General features: G+C 62.5%; 16 protein-coding genes. 5 read left to right on the forward strand and 11 right to left on the reverse strand.

Annotation, left to right across the window (positions count from 1 at the left end):
- Nucleotides 1-3: 3 nt before the first annotated feature.
- From HUK73_RS05445 to HUK73_RS05455, 3 genes are all read right to left on the reverse strand, one after another.
- A complete protein-coding gene (locus tag HUK73_RS05445) occupies nt 4-786 on the reverse strand; it encodes an SDR family NAD(P)-dependent oxidoreductase (protein WP_176590990.1) in 783 nt (260 codons plus the stop codon).
- Nucleotides 783-2036, reverse strand: a complete 1254-nt coding sequence (locus HUK73_RS05450; RefSeq protein ID WP_176590991.1) for a CaiB/BaiF CoA-transferase family protein — start codon at nt 2034-2036, stop codon at nt 783-785. Before HUK73_RS05450 ends, HUK73_RS05445 begins: the two co-directional genes overlap by 4 nt.
- A gap of 132 nt (nt 2037-2168) precedes the next feature.
- Complete coding sequence (locus HUK73_RS05455) at nt 2169-2543, reverse strand: cytochrome c family protein (RefSeq protein ID WP_176590992.1); 375 nt, start codon at nt 2541-2543, stop codon at nt 2169-2171.
- Nucleotides 2544-2665: 122 nt separating this feature from the next.
- Between HUK73_RS05455 and HUK73_RS05460 the strand changes: the two genes are divergently transcribed.
- Entirely contained in the window at nt 2666-3562 is an 897-nt protein-coding gene (locus tag HUK73_RS05460; RefSeq protein ID WP_176590993.1) for a DMT family transporter, read from the forward strand.
- A 24-nt stretch (nt 3563-3586) separates the two neighbouring features.
- Here HUK73_RS05460 and HUK73_RS05465 read toward each other — a convergent pair whose 3' ends face one another.
- The 6 genes from HUK73_RS05465 to HUK73_RS05490 all read right to left on the reverse strand — a co-directional run bounded on the left by HUK73_RS05465 (nt 3587) and on the right by HUK73_RS05490 (nt 10636).
- Nucleotides 3587-4783, reverse strand: a complete 1197-nt coding sequence (locus HUK73_RS05465; protein WP_176590994.1) for an acetyl-CoA C-acetyltransferase — start codon at nt 4781-4783, stop codon at nt 3587-3589.
- A gap of 22 nt (nt 4784-4805) precedes the next feature.
- Nucleotides 4806-5960 carry an acyl-CoA dehydrogenase family protein gene (locus HUK73_RS05470; RefSeq protein ID WP_176590995.1) on the reverse strand — a complete coding sequence of 385 codons (1155 nt, stop codon included), beginning with the start codon at nt 5958-5960 and terminating at the stop codon, nt 4806-4808.
- A 93-nt stretch (nt 5961-6053) separates the two neighbouring features.
- On the reverse strand, nt 6054-7262 hold the full coding sequence (locus tag HUK73_RS05475; RefSeq protein WP_176590996.1) for a CoA transferase: 1209 nt from the start codon (nt 7260-7262) through the stop codon (nt 6054-6056).
- Complete coding sequence (locus tag HUK73_RS05480) at nt 7255-8271, reverse strand: NADP-dependent oxidoreductase (RefSeq protein ID WP_176590997.1); 1017 nt, start codon at nt 8269-8271, stop codon at nt 7255-7257. Before HUK73_RS05480 ends, HUK73_RS05475 begins: the two co-directional genes overlap by 8 nt.
- Before the next feature lie 10 nt (nt 8272-8281).
- Complete coding sequence (locus HUK73_RS05485) at nt 8282-9427, reverse strand: acyl-CoA dehydrogenase family protein (RefSeq protein ID WP_176590998.1); 1146 nt, start codon at nt 9425-9427, stop codon at nt 8282-8284.
- A gap of 27 nt (nt 9428-9454) precedes the next feature.
- Entirely contained in the window at nt 9455-10636 is a 1182-nt protein-coding gene (locus tag HUK73_RS05490) for an acyl-CoA dehydrogenase family protein (protein WP_176590999.1), read from the reverse strand.
- Nucleotides 10637-10906: 270 nt separating this feature from the next.
- Here HUK73_RS05490 and HUK73_RS05495 point away from each other — a divergent pair, with 270 nt between their 5' ends.
- Together HUK73_RS05495 and HUK73_RS05500 are read left to right on the forward strand one after the other, a co-directional pair.
- Nucleotides 10907-12133 carry a cytochrome P450 gene (locus tag HUK73_RS05495; protein WP_176591000.1) on the forward strand — a complete coding sequence of 409 codons (1227 nt, stop codon included), beginning with the start codon at nt 10907-10909 and terminating at the stop codon, nt 12131-12133.
- A gap of 14 nt (nt 12134-12147) precedes the next feature.
- Nucleotides 12148-12339, forward strand: coding sequence for a ferredoxin (locus HUK73_RS05500; protein ID WP_176591001.1), 192 nt, complete (start codon nt 12148-12150; stop codon nt 12337-12339).
- Nucleotides 12340-12372: 33 nt separating this feature from the next.
- Here the strand turns inward: HUK73_RS05500 and HUK73_RS05505 are convergent, their stop codons facing one another.
- The gene (locus HUK73_RS05505; protein ID WP_176591002.1) at nt 12373-13848 is read right to left on the reverse strand and encodes an aldehyde dehydrogenase; all 1476 of its coding nucleotides are present in this window, start codon (nt 13846-13848) and stop codon (nt 12373-12375) included.
- An 11-nt stretch (nt 13849-13859) separates the two neighbouring features.
- Nucleotides 13860-15248: an MFS transporter gene (locus HUK73_RS05510; protein ID WP_255326202.1), complete on the reverse strand. Its 1389-nt coding sequence runs from the start codon at nt 15246-15248 to the stop codon at nt 13860-13862.
- A 378-nt stretch (nt 15249-15626) separates the two neighbouring features.
- Here HUK73_RS05510 and HUK73_RS05515 point away from each other — a divergent pair, with 378 nt between their 5' ends.
- Both HUK73_RS05515 and HUK73_RS05520 read left to right on the forward strand, forming a co-directional pair.
- Nucleotides 15627-18674: a TonB-dependent receptor domain-containing protein gene (locus HUK73_RS05515; protein WP_176591003.1), complete on the forward strand. Its 3048-nt coding sequence runs from the start codon at nt 15627-15629 to the stop codon at nt 18672-18674.
- Between the two features lie 319 nt (nt 18675-18993).
- On the forward strand, nt 18994-20337 hold the full coding sequence (locus HUK73_RS05520) for a UDP-glucose/GDP-mannose dehydrogenase family protein (protein ID WP_176591004.1): 1344 nt from the start codon (nt 18994-18996) through the stop codon (nt 20335-20337).
- The last annotated feature ends 91 nt before the right edge of the window (nt 20338-20428 follow it).

Consider the following 20428-nt stretch of genomic DNA (forward strand, 5'->3'; position numbering starts at 1 on the left):
TCCTCAGCGGGGCGGCATGCGCAGGCCGCCATCCAGCCGCACATATTCGCCGTTCCAATAGTCATTCTCGATCATCGACAGCGCCATGGCGGCGAACTCCTCAGGCTTTCCGAAGCGCTTGGGGAAGGGCACTGTCGCGGACAGCGCATCGCGTACCTTGTCGCTCGCCCGAGCCATCAGGGGCGTGTCGAAAATGCCGGGCAGGATCGCGTTGACGCGGATGCCTTCGCCCATCAGGTCGCGGGCCATGGGGAGGGTCAGGCTGACGATGCCGCCCTTGGACGCGCTATAGGCCGCCTGGCCGATCTGCCCGTCTATGGCCGCGGCGCTGGACGTATTGATGATGACGCCGCGCGCATTGTCCTCCAGAGGTTCCAGCGTCAGCATTCCCGCCGCCGCCTTGGCGCAGCAGCGGAAGGTGCCGATCAGGTTGATCTGGATGATCCGCTCGAACTGGTCGGTCGGGAACGCCTTGATCGCGCCCGTCTCGCGGTCTCGGGCAGCGGTCTTGATCACATTGCCGGTGCCCGCGCAGTTGACGATGATCCGTTCCTGCCCGTGGACGGCGCGCGCCTTTTCGAACCCGGCATCGACCGAGGCTTCATCGGTGACATCGACCTTGCAGAAGGTGCCGCCAATCTCTGCCGCGACCCTGTTTCCGGTCTCCTCGTTGAAGTCGAACAGGGCGACCTTCACACCCTTTGCGCCAAGCGCGCGGGCGGTTGCTTCGCCAAGGCCGGAGGCGCCGCCGGTGACGATGGCGGCTATGCTGTGGTCGAGCTTCATGTCCCATTCCTCTCCTTCGACGGGCGCTGGGCGATCGCACCCTCGGCAGTCAGCGCATCGAGCGTCGCATCGTCGAGGCCGAGCCACTGGCCCAATATCTCCCGGCTATGTTCGCCCACGCGCGGCGGGCAGTAGCGATAATCGGCGGGGGTCGCGGACAGCTTGCCCGGATAGGCGACGGTCGGGATTTCGACGCCATCCTCCTCGCGGCGGAAACGGTGGACGGTGTTGCGCGCCTCTATGAAGGGGTCTTCGAACACATCCTTGATGCTGTTCACCGGCCCGGCGGGTACGCCCTTCGCCACGAAACGCTCCATCAACGCGTCGCGGTTGAGGGGGCGCACCAGTTGCTGCACCTTCGCCTCGATCGCGTCACGATTGATCAGCCGCTGGGCGCTGGTGGCGAAGCGGGGATCGGTGCCCAGTTCGGGATGGCCCATTTCCTCGCACAGAGCGCGAAACTGGCGGTCATTGCCGACCGCGATGATGATCATGCCGTCCGCAACCTCAAAGGTCTTGTAGGGTACGACGGTCGGATGGCGATTGCCCAGCCGTCCCGGCACCACGCCGCCGACAAGGAAATTCGCGCCCTGATTGGCCAGCATCGCGATCTGCGTGTCGAGCAGCGATACGTCGATCTGCTGTCCTTCGCCGGTGCGTTCGGCGTGGCGCAGCGCCATCATGATCGAAACGGTCGCATACATGCCGGTGGAAAGGTCCGCCATGGCGACGCCCGCACGCAGCGGCCCGCCATTTTCCTCCCCGGTGATGCTCATGAAGCCGCCCATGCCCTGCGCCACGAAGTCGTAGCCGCCCCGGTCGGCATAGGGGCCGTTCTGGCCGAAGCCGGTGATCGAGCAATAGACGAGTCGCGGATTGACGGCGCGCAGGCTGTCATAGTCGAGGCCATATTTGCGGAGACCGCCGACCTTGAAATTCTCCACCACTATGTCCGCTTCGGCGGCGAGTTTGCGGATGAGGTTCGCGCCCTGCGGCGAAGCCAGATTGATCGCGGCTGATCGCTTGTTGCGGTTGCAGGAAAGATAATAGGCGCTGGTGCCGATCTCCGCCTCGCCATCCGCGCCGGTCAGATAGGGCGGACCCCAGGCGCGGGTGTCGTCACCATGGCCGGGCAGTTCGATCTTGATCACGTCCGCGCCGAAATCGGCGAGGATCTGTGTCGACCAGGGACCGGCGAGGACCCGCGACAGGTCCAGCACTTTCACCCCTTCAAGAGCGCGGGCGTTCATGTCCGCGCTTTGATCATCATGTCGTTGGAAGATCGCATCCGCTCCTGTCCCTCTGTTGGATCATTGGATTCAACAGATAGCGGGACAGGGCGGTCAGTGCAATGATTATTGCACTATAGGATAGTTTTCAGATCATTTCTTGGAGGCGCTGGCCAGATAGGCGATCAGATTGGCCCGATCCGCCGGATTGGGCAGGCCGGCGAAGATCATCTTGCTGCCGGGCACCTGGGCGGCGGGTTTGGTCAGGAAGGCATCCAGCGACTTGGCATCCCAGCGAATCTTCGCGTTCTTCATCGCAGGGGAATAGGCGAAGCCCGGTACGGAGCCGGAAGTGCGGCCGATGACGCCCGCCAGCGAGGGGCCCAACCGGTTCACGCCCGGATCGACGGTGTGGCAGGCCATGCAACGCGCGAAGACGGCCTTGCCTTTGGCAGCGTCGCCGGTCTGCGCCAGCACGGGCGATGCGATCAGAACTGCGGCGGCAATAGCGGTAAATTTGGCAATCATCCGGAATCCTCTTTCCTTCATCCCACACTGGAATCTATACCACTGTGCACAAATAAACATTAGCAGCAAGAGTCTGAACGGCCATTGAAGCAGTCAGGCCGCCATAACAAGAAGGAAGCGCGATGGAGGAGACTGCAGGAGAGGTGGCCCGGCGTCTAGGCCCGGTGGGCATGATGCTGGCGTTGCTGGTCAATGTGATGTTCGCGTTGAATGTGATCGCGATGAAGGTGGTGGTGGACGCGACCGCGCCGCTGTTGTCAGTGGCGCTGCGGATGGGGACGGTATTCCTGCTTTGCGCGCCCGCCATTCGCCCGTTGCCGGGCAGGACGGGATGGCTTGCCCTCTACGGCTTTCTGAATGGCGGCTTCTTCCTGCTGCTGCTGAACCTTGCGCTGTTCATGGCGACCAATGTGGGGGCGTTGGCGATTGCGGGCCAGTTGAGCGTGCCTTTTTCCCTGCTGCTGGGCGCTCTGCTGCTTGGTGAAAAGCTCAATGGCCGAAAGATTGCGGGCGTCATATTGGCCTTTGCGGGGGTGGCCGCTCTGGTGTTCGACCCGCATATCCTGACCGAAATTCCAGCCGTTCTGGTCATGGCGTGCGCGGCGATGATCTGGGGCGGTGCGACGCTTGTGCAGCGCAAGCTTGTTGGCGTGAGCGTCATGAACGGGCAGGCGTGGAACGGCCTGATGGGGATGGCGACGCTGGCGCCCTTTGCGCTGATCTTCGAACGGCCGGCGATTGCGGGGCTGGCGCATGTCGGCTGGGTGCCGGTCGCCTGGTTCGCGTTCACATGCCTGGGATCGACGATCATCGGGCAGGGGACGCTGGCCTGGCTGCTTCAGCGTTATCCGATTTCCACCATCATGCCGCTGATGCTGGCTTCGCCGGTCATGTCGACCGTGTTCGCGTCGCTCTATTTCGGGACGCCGATTACCGCGGTCATGGTTGGCGGCGGGACGCTGGCTCTGATCGGGGTGACGATCATTGCACTGTCGCCGGACCGGAAGGAGGTGGGGTAGGAAAATCCTCCCCACCCTGTCCCGTCAGGCGCGCTCGAACACGGCGGCAAGGCCCTGACCGCCGCCGATGCACATGGTTTCCAGCCCATAGCGCCCATCGCGCCGCTGCAATTCGCGCAGCAGATTGGCGAGTATCCGCCCGCCCGTCGCGCCGATCGGATGCCCCAGTGAAATGCCCGATCCGTTGACGTTCAGCCTGTCGCGATCATCCCAGTTCCAACCCTTCAGGCAGGCCAGCACCTGCGGCGCAAAGGCTTCGTTGAGTTCGACCAGATCGATATCGTTCCAGCCAAGCCCTGTCCGCGCAAACAGCCGTTCCACCGCCGGGACCGGCCCGATCCCCATGCGTGACGGATCGCAGCCCGCCGCCGCCCAGCTATGCAGATAGCCCATGGGTTCAAGGCCGAGTTCATGGAGCTTGTCCTCCGCCACCACGAGGCAGGCAGCGGCGGCGTCATTCTGCTGGCTGGCATTGCCAGCGGTGACGACGCCGTCCTTTTCGATAGGCTTGAGCAGCGCCAGGGATTCCGGCGTCGCGTCGGCGCGGAAGCCTTCGTCTTTCGCGAACATGACGGGCTCCCCCTTGCGCTGGGGCACGGGAACGGGGACCAGTTCGTCGTCGAACTTGCCCGCTTCCCAGGCGGCGGCGGCGCGCTGATGGCTCATCGCGGCATATTCGTCGCAGGCTTCGCGCGAGATATTATAATCCCTGGCGAGATTGTTGGCCGTCTCGATCATGCCGCTGATGATGCCATAGCGGGCGACGGGCTGGGACATGACGCGACCCCGCGTCAGGCGATCATGGAACTGCGTCGAGCCGGAGCGCGCGCCCCAGCGATGGTCGATCGAATAATATTCGACGTTCGACATGCTTTCGACGCCGCCCGCGATGACGATATCGGCTGCGCCCGTCTGGATACGCATGGCGGCGTCGACCACCGCCTGAAGCCCGGAACCGCAGCGCCGGTCGAGCTGCACGCCGGGAATGGATTCGGGCAAACCCGCCGCCAATGCCGACCAGCGGCCGATGCACGGCGCTTCGCCATTGCCATAGCCCTGGGAGAAGACCACGTCGTCGATCCTCTCCGGGTCGACCTTCGTGCGTTCGACCAGCGCCTTGATGACGATCGCGCCCAGATCGCCCGCTGTCATGGATTTCAAAGACCCGCCATATTTTCCGACAGCGGTGCGGATGGGGGCGACGATGGCGGCTCTGCGCATGGGAATTTCCTTTAAATATAGGTCATCGGGCGGCTTCGGCCTGCCGGATCATCTGCTTGGCGATGATGGTCTGCTGGATCTGGCTCGTGCCCTCATAGATGCGAAGCAGCCGGACATCGCGATAGAAGCGCTCGACCTTATATTCGGCCATGTAACCCGCGCCGCCATAAATCTGCACGGCCTTGTCCGCGATGCGCCCCACGGCTTCGGATGCGTGATATTTGAGTGCCGCGCATTCGAGGCTGACGGGTTCGCCCGCATCATATTTCGCGGCAACCGACTGCATCAGCGCCTCGGCCGTCAGCATGTCGACCTTCATGTCGGCCAACATGCCCTGCACCAGCTGAAAATCGGCGATCCGCTGGCCGAACTGCTTCCGCTCCAGTGCGTAGGAGAGCGCCATGTCGATCAGCCGCCGACACATGCCGAGCGACACGGCGGCGATGTGGATGCGCCCGCGATCCAGCACCTTCATCGCGGTTTTGAAGCCGCGCCCCGGCACGCCCCCGATGATGTTCTTTGCCGGCACCACCACATCGTCGAGGATGACGTCGGTGGTGATTGACCCCTTCTGCCCCATTTTCTTGTCGGGCTTGCCGAAGCTGATGCCGGGCGTGTTCGCGGGCAGGATGAAGGCGGAAATCCCGGCCGCGCCCTTCACATCGGGTTCGGTCCGCGCCATCAGCGTGAAGACGCTGGCGCGCGGAGCGTTGGTGATGAAGCGCTTGGTGCCGGTGATGCGGTAATTGTCGCCATCCCTGATCGCGACGGTGCGCAGCGAGGCTGCATCCGATCCCGCTTCCGGTTCGGTCAGCCCGAAGCTGGCGATTGCCTCGCCAGTTGCGAATTTGGGCAGCCATTCGCGCTTTTGTTCCTCGGTCCCGTCCATGACGATGCCCTGGCTGCCGATACCGACGGTCGTGCCGATGACGGAACGGAAGACGACCGAGGCGCGCGTGATTTCGCGGATGATCGCCGCTTCCTCCGCCATGGTGCAGCCGAGGCCGCCAAATTCCTCCGGCACGGAAAGGCCGAACAGGCCCATGTCGCGCATCTGCTGGATGATGCTTTCGGGGATGGCATCGGCTTCCTCGACGGCATCCTCGGCAGGGATCAGCTTTTCCGCGACAAAGCGCTGGACGGTGGTGCGGAACAGCTCGAATGTCTCGGCGTCCATCGTGCAATCTCCTCTCTGAAATTCAGTATGCGACCTTGGCCACCGTCGCGTCCATCCCGTCGCCGCGAATGGCGCGGCAACGGCGCCTCACGGTCATGCCACCAGGCCTTCATCATGCAGCCGCCCAATGGCCCCGCTGTCGAGGCCGAGGACGGCGGTGAGCACTTCATCGGTATGCTGCCCGAGCTTCGGCGCAATCGCCACGGCGCCGCGCGCTTCATTCGCCAGCGTGCCTGCCGGGCCGGATGTGGGATAGGTCAGGCCGCTGGGATGCGTCAGCGTTTCGAACAGGGGATTGGCGGTGAACAGGCGCGGGTCGCTCGTCACCGCCTGATGCAGCGTCTGATATTCCCCCCAGGTGACGCCGCCTGCGTCGAAGGCGGGCTTGAGTATCTCTGCGTCTCGCGCCGCAAAGGCGGCCTCGAACAGGGGGAAAAGGCGTGCCCGGTGGGCGAAGCGGGCGCCTTCATTCCGGGCGAAGCTGACGCCCAGTTCCGCTTCGATCGCGCCGATCGCATCGTTCAACTCCAGCGTCTTGAGCAGGCCGGTCCACTGGCGCGGGGTGATGGCGACGACGATCAGCCGTTTGCCGTCCGCTGTCAGGAAATCGCGCCCGAAGGCGCCGAACAGGTCGTTGCCCATGCGGGGGCGGTCGCCAGCGGACAGCACTTCCGCCACCGATCCCAGATGCGAGAGGCTGGATGCCGCCAGATCGGACAGCGGCACCCGGATTTCCGCGCCCTGACCGCTGATCCGGCGCCGGATCAGGGCCGATGTCATGGCGAAGGCGGCATAGGCCCCGCCCAGCAAATCCCATGCTGGCAGGACATGATTGACCGGCCGCACATCATCGGCAGGTCCCGTCATCTGTGGTACGCCGACCGCCGCGTTGATCGTATAGTCGACTGCGGGCGATCCATCCGCCCAACCCATCACCCGCACGGTGATGATGTCCGTCCGCCTGGCCGCCAGCGCGTCGTGGCTCAGGAATCCCTTCACCGGATAGTTGGTGAGGAACAGCCCCGCATTCTCCCCCGGCGCGGTTGCCAGAGCCACCGCCAGTTCGCGGCCTTCGGGGCGGCCAAGGTCGATGGCGATCGATTTCTTGCCCTTGTTCAGCCCCTCCCAATAGAGGCTGTCGCCATTGGGCGCGATTGGCCAGCGGCGATAGTCCGGGCCACCGCCGATCGCGTCGAAGCGGATCACTTCGGCGCCCATTTGCGCCAGATGCAGTCCGCAGGACGGCCCGGCGATGAAGGCCGCACCCTCGATGACGCGCAGCCCTTTCAACAGTTCATACATGCAGTTTCACCATGGTTCGGCCGATATTGGCGCCGGTGAACAGACCCCAGAAAGCGTCCAGCGCTTTGTCGATCCCTTCATAGACCGTCTCCGCCGAAGCCATTTGTCCGGCAGCGTTCCAGGCTGTCATCCGTACCACCATCTCCGCTTCAAGATCCATATGGTCGAGCGCGATGAAGCCCTCCAGGCGGATGCGCTTGGTCATGATCATGGTGAGGTTGCGGGGCACGACCGGCGCGTCGGTGACATTATATTGCGAAATCATTCCGCACACCGCGAAGCGCGCGAAATTGTTCGCCAACGACAGCGCGGCCTGAAGATGGTCGCCGCCGACATTCTCGAAATAGACGTCGATGCCGCTGGTGCCGATGGCTTTCACCTCACGGGCGAGCGCCTTGGTGAGGTTGGGTTCAGCCTTGTAATCGATGGCTGCGTCGACCTTCAGTACATCGCGCAGGAAGGCGGTCTTTTCCGGGCCGCCCGCCGAGCCGATGACCTTGCAGCCGCTATTGCGCGCGATCTGGCAGGCGATCGATCCCACCGCACCCGATGCGGCGGAGACGAACACCACCTCATCCGGCTTCAGCTGCGCGATACGGATCAGCCCAGCATAGGCGGTAAGGCCGGGCATTCCGGCAAAACATAGATAGGCCTGAGCCGGCAGGGCGGCCTTGTCCCGCTGCTGGAGCGCGCCGGCAGGTGCGTTGAAAATTTCCCGCCAGCCGAGCCGCGAGAAAACCAGATCGCCCGGCGCGAAAGCCGGATCGTTGGAGGCGATCACCTCTCCGATCGCCGGTCCCTCCATCGGCGTGTCCAGCGCGAAGGGTGGGACATAGCTTTTGGCATCGTTCATCCGCCCACGCATGGCAGGGTCTACCGCCATCCAGAGGTTGCGGACCTGCACCTCACCCGGCCCAGGCGATGGCGTATCGACGATGACCGTCGCGAAGTCTTCCGCGACGGGCGTGCCGATCGGGCGGCGTTTCAGCTGTATTTCCCGTGATTGCATCTGCCCTGCCTTAATAGCCGTTGAGCCGTGCCCAGCGTTCGCGATGCCAGGCGGTCGAGCCATAGCATTGCGCCGCCACCCGCGCGCGCTTCAGATAAAGACCGGCGTCATGTTCATGGGTCATTCCGATGCCGCCGTGAAGCTGCACCATCTGGGAGGAAATGCCTTGCAGAGTCTCCCCCACGGTCGCCTTCGCCAGCGAGGCGAGGGCGGGAAGGGCGGGGTCGTCCGCATCGATGGCCTCCAGCGCTGCCTCGACCGCCGAGCGGGCAAGTTGCAATTCGCCGAACATCTCTGCCGCGCGATGCTGCAACGCCTGAAAAGAGCCGATGATCGCCCCGAACTGCACCCGCGTCTTGAGATAATCGAGCGTGGTGTCGAAGGCCTGGGTGGCATTGCCCAGCATTTCCGCCGCCAGACCGATGGCCGCGCGGTCGAACAGTGCGTCGAGCAGGTCGACGCCATTGCCTACCTCACCCAGTACGGCGTCCGCGTCCACGACGACATTATCGAAGGAGAAGAGGGCGGGACGGCGTGCATCGATCTGGTCCAGCACCTGACGCGTCAGACCGGGGGCGTCGGTTGCCACAAGAAACAGCGTGATCCCGTTCCGGTCGCCCGGCGCGCCGCCGGTGCGGGCGGCGACGATGGCGAGGGTCGCGACCATGCCGTCCTGCACCGGGCGCTTGATGCCGTTCAGAATCCAGCCGCCTGTTGAAGGCGTCGCCGTCAGGGCGATCTTCTCACGCCCATGTTGCGGACCTTCCTCCGCCGCCAGCGTACCGATGGCCGATCCGTCTGCAATAGCCGGCAGCCAGCGAGCCTGCTGCGCTTCGGTGCCGCCCAGCCGCAGCGCGGATGTCGCGACCAGCGCGGAACTCAGCAGCGGAGAAGCCGCCACAGTTCGCCCCAGTTCTTCCAGCACCAGTCCCATGCTGCGATAGCCGAAATCCGACCCTCCATGCGCTTCCGGCACCAGAATGCCTGTCCAGCCCATTTGCGCCATTTCGGCCCAGGCTGCGGGATCATAGCCGTCCGCATCGGGCCGTCCGCCGCCGTCATGGCCATAGAGCGACCGCAGCGCCGTCACGGGCAGGCGATCGCGCACCCATTCCGCCGCCATATCCTTCAGCATCTGCTGTTCTTCGTTCAGCATCCTCCCGATCCCATCCTTATTCTTTACTCAGGCCGGCAGTTCCAGCGTGCGCTTCGCCGTGATGTTGTTCTGGACTTCGTAGCTGCCGCCGTAGATCGAGAAGGCCTTGCTATGCAGCCAGGCGCGTGTCGCTTCCCGTTCGGCGTCAGTATAAGGATCACCCGCCCAGCCAAGGCCATTGGCGCCCATCAATTCAATCAACAGTTCGGATCGGTCCTGAATGATCCCCGACCAGAGATTCTTGAGCGCTGACACACCATTGCTGGGACCGCCGCTTTGCGATTCCCGCGTCAGGCGGGCCACTGTCGCCAGATAGGCTTCGTGCCGCATCGCATTGCGCACCATACGGGTCCGAAGGTCCGGATTGTCGATCCGTCCCAACAGGTCGGTGCCGCAATATTCATGGGCAAGCGGGGCAAGCGGCGTGATCTCCGCCTTCACGTCCGAAAGGCTGTTGCGTTCGAACTGAAGCAGGCGCTTGGCGATGGCCCAGCCCTGATTGACCTCGCCCACCAGATTGGCCTTTGGCACCTTCACATCGTTGAAGAAAACTTCGCAGAAATGGGTCGAACCGCTGATCAGGATGATGGGCCGGGCTTCAATGCCTTCGGATTTCATGTCGATCAGCAGGAAGCTGATGCCGCTCTGCTTCCGGCTGGTGTCGGTGCGGACGAGGGCGAAACACCAGTCGGCCTGATCGGCGCCCGATGTCCAGATTTTCTGCCCGTTGACCAACCAGTGATCGCCCATGTCGACGCATCTGGTCTGGAGCGAGGCGAGGTCGGACCCCGCACCAGGCTCCGAAAAGCCCTGGCACCAACGTCGCTCATTGGTGGCAATTCCGGGCAGATGCTCCAGCTTCTGCGCCTCATTGCCATATTCCAGCAGCGTAGGGCCGAGCATCATCGTGCCATAGCTGCGGATCGGGTTGAAACCGCCAATCGCCGCCAGTTCCTCGCCGATGATCTTGCCATGCGCTTCAGTCAGGCCCGCGCCGCCATAGCGCGGGTCCCATGTGGGCACACCCCAGCGCTTTTCCGCCATGCGCTGTCGCCAGAGGCACCAGTCGGGGTTCGATTCCGCCGCGCGACGGTCACTGACGAAATGGATCGACGGAGCGTTGGTCAGCGAAGGCGGGAAATTCGCCTTCAGCCATGCGCGCGCTTCCTCCCGGAACAACCGCGCTTCCATTCCCTCCAACTCGACCATGCATCCTGTTCCTGTTCTGCACGAAAGGCTGCTCGGGCCCTTCGATGGGAGCGATCCGCTTCCATGACCGAATCCTTAAGCCAATTCTGCACCGCTGGCTAGTTATAAATTGCACAGGTGGGTAAAATTAGTGGCTATATGCTTCCCGGCAAAGCGATGGTTGACAGTAGGATTCTGCGTCATAAACTATACTCAAATGCAAAATTCATAGAGTTGGTCGAAGCCCCAAGCGATTCGCGGGGCACGGCTCGCACATAGGAGAGCGCGCATATGGAAACCTTTGCGACCCAACCGATTCCGGCCCATGTTCCGCCGGATATGGTCGGGGATTTCAGTCTGTTTTCCTCCCCAGGCATGCAGCCGACGCCCAATGGTGATCCTCAGGCGGCGGCGGCGGTCGTGCATCAGGGGCCACGCATCTTCTATTCGCCGGTCAACACCCGCGACGGGCACGGCACCTGGGTCGTCACCCGCGCGCAGGATCAGCGGAAGGTGTTGCAGGACCCGGAAACCTTCTCCAGCCACCGCAGCATTTTCGCGTCGGCGCTGGGCGAAAGCTGGCCGATGATCCCGCTGGAACTCGACCCGCCTGAGCATGGCAAGTTCCGCTCGCTACTCAATCCGCTGCTGTCGCCCAAGCGCGTGATGGCGTTGGAAAGTGCGGTACGGGAACGGGCGATCAGCCTGATCGACAGGATCGCGGCGGCAGGCACGAGCTGCCATGTGATGGAGGAATTCGCCTTTCCCTTCGCGGTGAACATCTTCCTCCGTTTTCTCGGCCTGTCGGATGATCGCCTGGATGAATTTGTCGGCTGGGCGAACAATCTGCTGCACGGGGACAATGTTCAGCGCCCCGCAGCAGCGCGGACGATCATTGCCTTTATCGACGAACTTTCCGCCGAGCGGCGCAAGCGGCCGGTCGATGATTTCATGTCCTTCCTCGTCCAGTCGAAGATTGACGACCGGCCGCTGACCGATCAGGAAATTCGCGGGACCGGCGTCCTGCTGTTTGTCGCCGGGCTGGACACGGTGGCGGCGGCCATCGGTTTCGATCTCAATTATCTGGCGCGCCATCAGGACGATCAGGAACTGCTACGCCGAGAGTCTTCCCGCATCGTGCTGGCGGCGGAGGAATTGCTGCGCGCCTATCCGACCGTGCAGATGATCCGGGTCGCGACGAAGGATGTGGATTTCGAAGGTGCGCCGATCCACAAGGGGGATTATGTGTCCTGCGCGACGATGATCGCCAATCGCGATCCGCTGGAATTTTCGAATCCTGAAAAGATCGACCTCGCTCGCGAGGATAATCGCCACACCGCCTTTGCCTATGGCCCGCATCGCTGCCTGGGGTCGCATCTCGCCCGGCGGGAGATCGTGGTCGGGCTGGAGGAATGGCTGAAGCGCATCCCCACTTTCCGTATCAAGGAAGGCACTGCGCCCATCACTTTCGGTGGGCATGTCTTCGGCATTGAAAATCTGATCCTCGACTGGTCCTGAGGAGGGACAAAGCCATGAAAATCATCGTGCACAATGACAAATGCCAAGGCCATGCGCGTTGCTGGGCGATGGCACCCCATATCTTCGAACTGGATGATGAGGGCTATATCAAGCCCGGCGACATCGACGTGGCGGAGGCGGATGAAAAGCTCGCCTGGAAGGGTGCGAAATCCTGCCCCGAACGCGCGCTTGAAATCGAGAAGTGAAGGGGAGGGGCGCTTGAACGGCGCCCCTTTTCCTTAGGTCCTGATCCAGACGCCCTTGGTCTGGAGATAGGCTTCGATATGTTCGGAGCCGCCCTCACGTCCGAAGCCGCTCATCTTATAGCCGCCAAAGGGCACGGACGGGTCCATTGCGAAATAATGGTTCACCCAGATCGAGCCGGCCCGGATGCGCTTCACGGCGGTCATGGCCTTGCCGATGTCCCTGGTCCACACGCCGCCCGCCAGGCCAAAACGCGTCGCATTGGCGCGACTGATGACCTCGTCGAAATCATCGAAGGGCATGATGCAGGAAACGGGGCCGAAAATCTCCTCCCGCGCGATCCGCATTTCATCTTTCACATCGGCGAAAATGGTTGGGGCGACCCAATGGCCCTTGTCCAGATCGCCGCCGGTGACGCGCTGCCCGCCTGTGACCAGCCGCGCGCCCTCCTGCGGGCCGAGTTCGAGATAGGAGGAGACACGGGCATATTGCTTGGCCGATACCAGCGGGCCGATCTGGGTTTCGGGGTCCAGGCTGGGTCCGATCTTCAATTGCTTCGCGAAAGCGGCGACGCGCTGGACCATCTCTTCATAAACAGGCCGTTCCACGAACAGCCTTGTGCCCGCCGCGCAGACCTGCCCCGAATTGTTGAACACGCCCATCGCGGCCGCAGGCGTCGCCATGTCGAGATCGGCATCGGCAAAGATGATATTGGGCGATTTGCCGCCTAGTTCCATCGTCACCTTCTTCACCGTGCCCGCCGAAGCGGCGATGATCCGCTGCCCGGTTTCGCAGGAGCCGGTGAAAGCGATCTTGTCGACATCGGGATGGGCCGAAAGCGCTCCCCCGGTTCCCCCGGCCCCGGTCACGACATTGACCACGCCCGGCGGCACGCCTGCCTCCAGGCAAAGTTCGCCGAAGCGCAATGGGCTGAGCGAGGCGTCCTCCGCAGGCTTCAGAACGACGGTGCAGCCGGTCGCCAGCACAGGTCCCACTTTCCACGCCGCGCTGAACAGCGGGCCATTCCATGGGATGATCGCTCCCACCACGCCCACCGGCTCGCGCAACGTGTAGGAGAGCAGGTCGACCGGGAAGCTGTTGGACAGCGTTTCTCCATGGATCGCCGTTGCCGCACCCGCAAAATGGCGCAGCGAGCGTTGCAGCATCCCGCGCAATCCCCGCGCCGCGGTGATCGGACGGCCCATTTCGATGCAATCGAGCAAAGCGAGGTCGTCGAACTCCGCATCCACCAGATCGGCCAGCTTCAGCAGCACGGCTTGACGGTCGGCAGGTTTGAAGCGGCTCCATGGCCCCTCAAAGGCTGCGCGAGCGGCGCGGACGGCGCGATCCACATCCTCCGCGCTTGCCAGCGCCAGTTCGGCCACCAACTCGCCGGTCGATGGGCTGAAGCTCTGGAACGTCCCGCCCGACAGGGCATCGACATGTTTGCCGTCGATCAGCAGCTTTTTGGGCTTGCCATCGATGAAGGCGGGGCGGTGGTTCTCGATCATGGAATCATCCTTCAGCCAAGGGCTTCATGAGCGCGCCGCATGGAGGCGCGCCCGAAAGCGAAAAGAAGCGCGGCGGGCAGCAGCACGCAGAACACGCTGATGACGAGCGACAGGCCGACTTTCATTTCGTCGCCCAGCAGTTTGTCGGTGACAAGGCCGATGAAGGCAGGCCCGCCCGCCATGGCGATCAGCCCCGACGCCAGCACATAGAGCGCCGACACGCGCCCGCGCAGATATTGCGGCGTCACGACCTGCACCGTCGCCGGTCCCATGCTGGATGTCGAAAGGATCAGCGCCATGAAACACCAATAACAGCCGACCGTCGCCCAGGGACTGCTCACCAGAAAGGCCGCGATGCCGAAGGGAGCGGCCGCCAGCACCGTCAACAGGCACCAGAAGAGATGCGCGTCGCGCTTTCCCCCGCGATAGAGCCGGTCCACCGTCCAGCCATGGACAGGGATCAGCGCCGCCGCCGCGATCTGGGCAAGGCCGATCACCGGGCCGATCCTTCCCGGCTCCCAGCCATGGACCCGCGCCAGATAAACCGGGGTCCAGAGCTGGAACCCGATGGTTGCGGCATAGGCCAGGCCGAAGCCGACGAAAGTCGCCAGATAAAGCGGCTTATACTGGCGCATATAGGCCCATGCCTCACCATAGCCTGCGCCCGCACTGAGCGTCTTGCGGCGGGGCGGCTCGCGAAAGACGAAGACGAGGAAAGCCAGCAGCAGACCGGGCGCGCCTGTCATGATGAACACTTGCTGCCAGGGCTGCAACAGGCCGAAGACCGGCCAGACGGCGGGACCTGCCTTCATTGCGGTGGCGACGATCGGGCCGCCGAACAGGAACACGATGCCCGCGCCCATGACCCCGCCCATGATGAAGACCGACATGGCGAGCGACACCTTATGCGGCGGAAAGCTGTCGCCGACGACCGAATAGCTGCCGGTGCCGAAGCCCGACTCGCCCGCACCGACTCCGGCCCGCGCCATGGCGAGCGCGGCAAAGCTGCCCGCGAGGCCGCAACTGGCCGTCGCGATGCTCCACACCGTTACCGACAGATAGAGCACGACTCGCCGGCTGAAGCGATCCAGCGCCATGCCCAGCGGAATGGCGCAGATGCAGAACAGAATGGCGAAGGCCGGTCCCTGCAAAAGGCTGATCTGAAGATCCGAAAGGCCGAGATCTTTTTTTATCGGCCCGACCATCAAGGCCATGATGTTTCGGTCGGTTAATGATAATATGTACAGCAGGAACAGGATCGCGACGGTCAACCATCCCATCAAAGGCGAAGGATAGGCGGCCTGTTCGGGAATAGGGGTAGTGGCGATGTCGGACTGGACATCTCCGTGCGTGCCGCTCGATCCAGACGATGGCGCCATCGTCGCGGAAGCGCGACTCATGGCCGTGCCCGCAGATCGGACATGGCGCAGGCTGTACGAAGATCGGACGGCAAGGACACTCTCCATCTCTTATCCCACAGCCCTCGAACGGGGTGTGGCTGCTTCGATCAGTATAACGCACATTTTTGCACAGTAGGTCAATATGTGTTCCGGACCTGGTGTCCGGGCGACAGCATATTCCCAGTTGAACGAAGGGATTTGGCGCAAAAATTTCGCACGATGGGACGAAGGGACGGGATTGGATTAAACTTTTCCCACTGGTGCAAAATTAGTTGACATCAGCCTTGGGAAGAGTATCTATAAAAGTGCACACCGGGATAATAATGGTCAGGCCGGGTGTCATACCCGGCCAGGATCGTGCAGGGAGAGGTAGAGGAAATGGCGAAGAGCACTCTGTTCACGTCGTCGCTGGCGGTCAGTGCCAGCATCATTGCATTGTCGGTGCCCGCCTGGGCGCAGGAAACGGCGGCGCCCGCGCCGGCCCAGCAGGACGCAGCTCCGCAGGCCGCTGCGCCGGTCAGCACGGCCGATATCGTCGTCACGGGGTCGCGCATTGTACGCGACGGTTATACCGCGCCAACTCCGGTGACGGTCGCCTCGACCGAGGAACTGGCGAAAACCACGCCTTCAGGCGTCGCTGACGCACTCAACAAGCTGCCGCAATTCAACAACTCACTGAGCCCGTCCAAATCGGCCAATAATTTCTCGAACCTGCCGATCCATGGCAATGTCCTGAACCTGCGTGGCCTCGGCACGCCTAGCAACAACCCGAAGGGGCCGCTGCGCACGCTGGTCCTGTTCGACGGCATGCGCGTGTCGCCGACCGAATATGTCGGCACCATTGACACCAACGTCCTGCCGCAGCTCCTGATGCAGCGCGTCGACGTGGTGACCGGCGGCGCTTCGGCCCAATGGGGCTCGGATGCGGTCGCGGGCGTGGTCAACTTCATTCTCGACAAGAAATTCACCGGCTTCAAGGGTGTGGCGCAGGCTGGTGTGGACCAGCGGGGCAATAACGGCAATCAGCGTCTGGGCGGCGCCTTTGGCGCGGATTTCGCCGGCGGCCGGGGCCATGTGCTGCTGAGCGCGGAATATTCCAACAGCGAAGGCATGTTGCGACAGGATCGCAGCTTCTCCACGCAGGGGTATAATTTCGTCGGCAGCGTGACGAGCAGTTGCGCGCTTGCCGGCAGCAAGCAGCAGTTCAGCTGCACGGCCGTGCCCGGCTCAGCCGCCAACCCCTATGTGATTGCTTCGGATATTCGTATTTCGGCGCTGGCGGCCAATGGGCGGATCGTCGGTTCCAGCGTGGCGGGCAATCAGTTCGTGGGCCAGGTCATCAACAATGACGGCACGACCCGTCCGTTCAATCTGGGCACGCTGGTCGGCACCACAGGTTTCCAGCAGGGTGGCGACGGCTACAAGATCCCGAACGACACCAATGCCATCGCGCCGCTCACCAACTATAACGGTTTCGGGCGGATCAGCTATGAATTGACCGACAATATCACGGCCTTCGTCCAAGGCCTCTATGCCCGCAGCAAATATCATTATTTCACCCAGGGCAATTCGCTGATCCCGTCGACCGAGTCTGCGCGCATCTACAAGGGCAACCCCTATCTGTCCTCAGCGCTGGATGCGGCTTTGACTGGCCCGAACGATTATTATGTCGTCGGTCAGCAGGACGCCGGCCAGCCCAAGCCGATCGCCTATGAACAGACCGATTACTGGAGTGCCACGGCAGGTCTGACCGGCAAGTTTGCGAACTTCAACTGGCAGGTCACCTATAATCACGGCGAGTCCAAGCATAAGATGGACAATGTCGGACTGTACGACAATCGGAAGCTCTATGCTGCGCTTGATGCCGTACGCGGCCCGGATGGGCAGATTACCTGCGCAGTGTTGCTCAATCCGACCTATGCATCGCAATTCGCGGGTTGCAAGCCGATCGATGTGATGCATGGCGACCCGTCGAAATCGACGCCCGCAGGCTATGCCTACGCCACCGGCACGTCGAGCTATCGTGCGCGCTTCAAGCAGGATGCGGTTACCGCAAACATCAGCGGCAGCCTGTTTGACCTGCCCGCCGGCCCGGTCGACATCGCGGTTGGCGTCGAATATCGTCACCAGTCGTTGAACCTGACCAGCAACGCCGATCCCGCATTGCTACTGACCGACGCGCAGAAGAACGCCTATTTTGCCGGTTTGCGCGGTTTGCCGCGTGTGGAAACGACGCTGCAGCCCTATCCGACGGGGCCGATCAACACATTGGCCTTCTGGTTGACCAATGTCGGCGCTAGCCAGGGCAATCTGAACGTCAAGGAAGCCTATGCCGAAATCGCGGTGCCGATCCTCAAGGATACGCCCTTCTTCCAGGAGTTGAGCGTCAACGGTGCGATCCGCGTGACCGATTATTCGACATCGGGCACGGTGAAGACGTGGAAGGCGGGTGCAACCTGGAAGCCGGTCAGCAGCCTACTGCTGCGCGGCACATACTCCCACGACATCCGCGCGCCCAATCTCTATGAGCTTTATGCGGGACCGCAGAGCGGCATCGGCATTGTGAATGACGCAAAGAATGTGGCTGGAACCTATGGCAGCGGATCGAACGTCAACGCCAACACGCTCACCGTCGGCAACCCCAATCTGAAGCCGGAAGTCGCGAATACTTACACCTTTGGCGGGGTATTTACGCCTGAATTCATGCGCGGCTTCTCGGCCTCCATCGACTATTACCACATCAAAGTCGACAAGCTGATCGACTCCCTGTCGGCGCAGCAGCTTATTGATAATTGCCGGAATGCAGGCGGGGCGGGCGTGATCGAGTGCAGCCAGATCGACCGTCCTTCACCGACGGTCTTTCCGACGCTCATCCATCTGGTTCCCCAGAACATCGCGTTCCTAGAAACGGCGGGCATCGATTTCGACTTCACCTATAGGACGGCGGTGGGCAATGGCGGTCTTGGTGTTCGGCTGTATCTCAACTATCTGGACAAGTTCGATGCCCAGCAATATGCGACCGCTCCCATCGCCCATTATGCAGGCGTCAGCGTTGTCACCAGCAATCCTCAGGGCTTCCCGCGCTGGCGCGGCAATCTGACGGTTGACTATACCAACGGCCCCTTCGGTCTGACGATCGGCGAGCAGTATATCGGCAAGATGCGGCTCGACATTCCGGGGGGCACCGCGCCGATCCAGTTCGTCAATCCAAAGGTGAAGCCGGTCTGGTACACCGACCTGACTCTGCGTTACACGATCCCGCATTCGAACGGCAATTTCGAGTTCTTCACCACGGTCAACAACCTGTTCGACAAGGACCCGCCGCTGATCCCCGGCACCGTTCCGGGCGTCAACCCGCCGACCAACATCGCGGTCTACGACATTGTCGGCCGCGCCTTCACGGCGGGCGTGCGCGTCAAGTTCTAAACGCTTCCGGGCGGGGGAAGAAGGGGGCGGGGCAGCAATGCCACCGCCCCCTTTTCATGGCCTAACCCTCTGATCCGCGCCCATATGTGTTCTGCGAGCGGCGGGCTGCGTTGCATCCATGCCGCCGGGGCAGCTATGTTGCGCTGCGTCAATGGCTGGCTGGTTCCGGCATATGGGGCGTAGGGCAAGATCGCTCGACGTTCAATCTGTGGTGAGGGGGTAGGGTCCGCATAACCGGATTTTCCGGCGCGGTTTCGTGCGCCCTTTTTCAATGGGTTGGCTGTCGGTCGAAAAGCCTTTTGTAGAAGGAGAAAAGTTGATGCGGATCGTTATGACCGGATCGGGTTATGTCGGCCTGGTTTCCGGCGCGTGTCTCGCGGATTTCGGCCATGATGTCATCTGCGTGGACAAGGATGCCCGCAAGATCGAGTTGCTCCAGGGCGGCGGCGTGCCGATCTATGAGCCGGGCCTTGCCGATCTGATCGCGCGCAATGTGAAGGCGGGGCGCCTGACCTTCACCACCGATTTAGCCGGATCGGTTCCCAGTGCCGATGTCGTATTCATCGCCGTTGGCACGCCGGCCCGGCGCGGCGATGGCCATGCCGACCTGAGTTATGTCTACGCAGCAGCGCAGGAAATCGCTTCCAACCTCAGCGGCTTCACCGTCATCGTCACCAAGTCGACCGTGCCCGTCGGTACCGGTGATGAGGTAGATCGCATCGTTCGCGAAACCAACCCTGACGCGCAATTCGCTGTTGCCTCCAACCCGGAATTCCTGCGCGAAGGCGCCGCGATCGAGGATTTCAAGCGCCCCGACCGCATCGTCGTCGGTATCGAGGATGAACGCGCCCGCCCGGTGATGGAGGAGGTCTATCGTCCCCTCTACCTCAACCAGGCGCCGATCCAGTTCACCGGCCGCCGGACGAGCGAGCTGATCAAATATGCCGCCAATGCCTTTCTGGCGATGAAGATCACCTATATCAACGAGATGGCAGATCTGTGCGAAAATGTTGGCGCCGATGTGCAGCAGGTGGCGCGCGGCATCGGTCTTGATAACCGTATTGGTTCAAAATTCCTTCATGCGGGGCCGGGCTATGGCGGCTCCTGCTTCCCCAAGGATACGCTGGCGCTGGTCAAGACGGCGGAGGATGCGGGCGCACCCATCCGCCTGATCGAAACCACCGTGGCGATCAACGAAAGCCGCAAGCGGGCCATGGCGCGCAAGGTTGTCGCCGTCTGCAACGGTTCTGTCCGTGGCAAGACGATTGCCGTTCTGGGCCTGACCTTCAAGCCCAATACCGACGATATGCGCGATGCGCCGTCGCTCTCGATCATCCAGGCGTTGCAGGATGGCGGCGCGCAGGTCCGCGCCTATGACCCGGAGGGCATGGATGCCGCCCGGACCATGCTGTCCAGCGTCGACTTCTGCGACAATCCCTATGTGGCTGCCGAAGGGGCCGAAGCGGTTGTCATCGTTACCGAATGGGACGCCCTGCGCGCGCTTGATCTGCCGCGTCTCAAGGGCGTCATGAGCGGCGAAGGACTGGTCGACCTGCGCAACATCTATCGGCCGGACGTCGCGGAAGCCGCTGGCTTTGCCTATGTCAGCGTCGGTCGCGGAGCCACGCCGGAAGTGGAAGAGCTGATTCAGGCGGCTGAATGAAACATGAACGGCTCGTCGCAAATGGCAAGAGTTTGCGACGAGCCGTTCTTGACCGGAAGCTTTTATTAACCTCCTTATTGGACCCTATAAG

The organism is Sphingobium sp. EM0848 (assembly GCF_013375555.1).
Classification (GTDB): Bacteria; Pseudomonadota; Alphaproteobacteria; order Sphingomonadales; family Sphingomonadaceae; genus Sphingobium.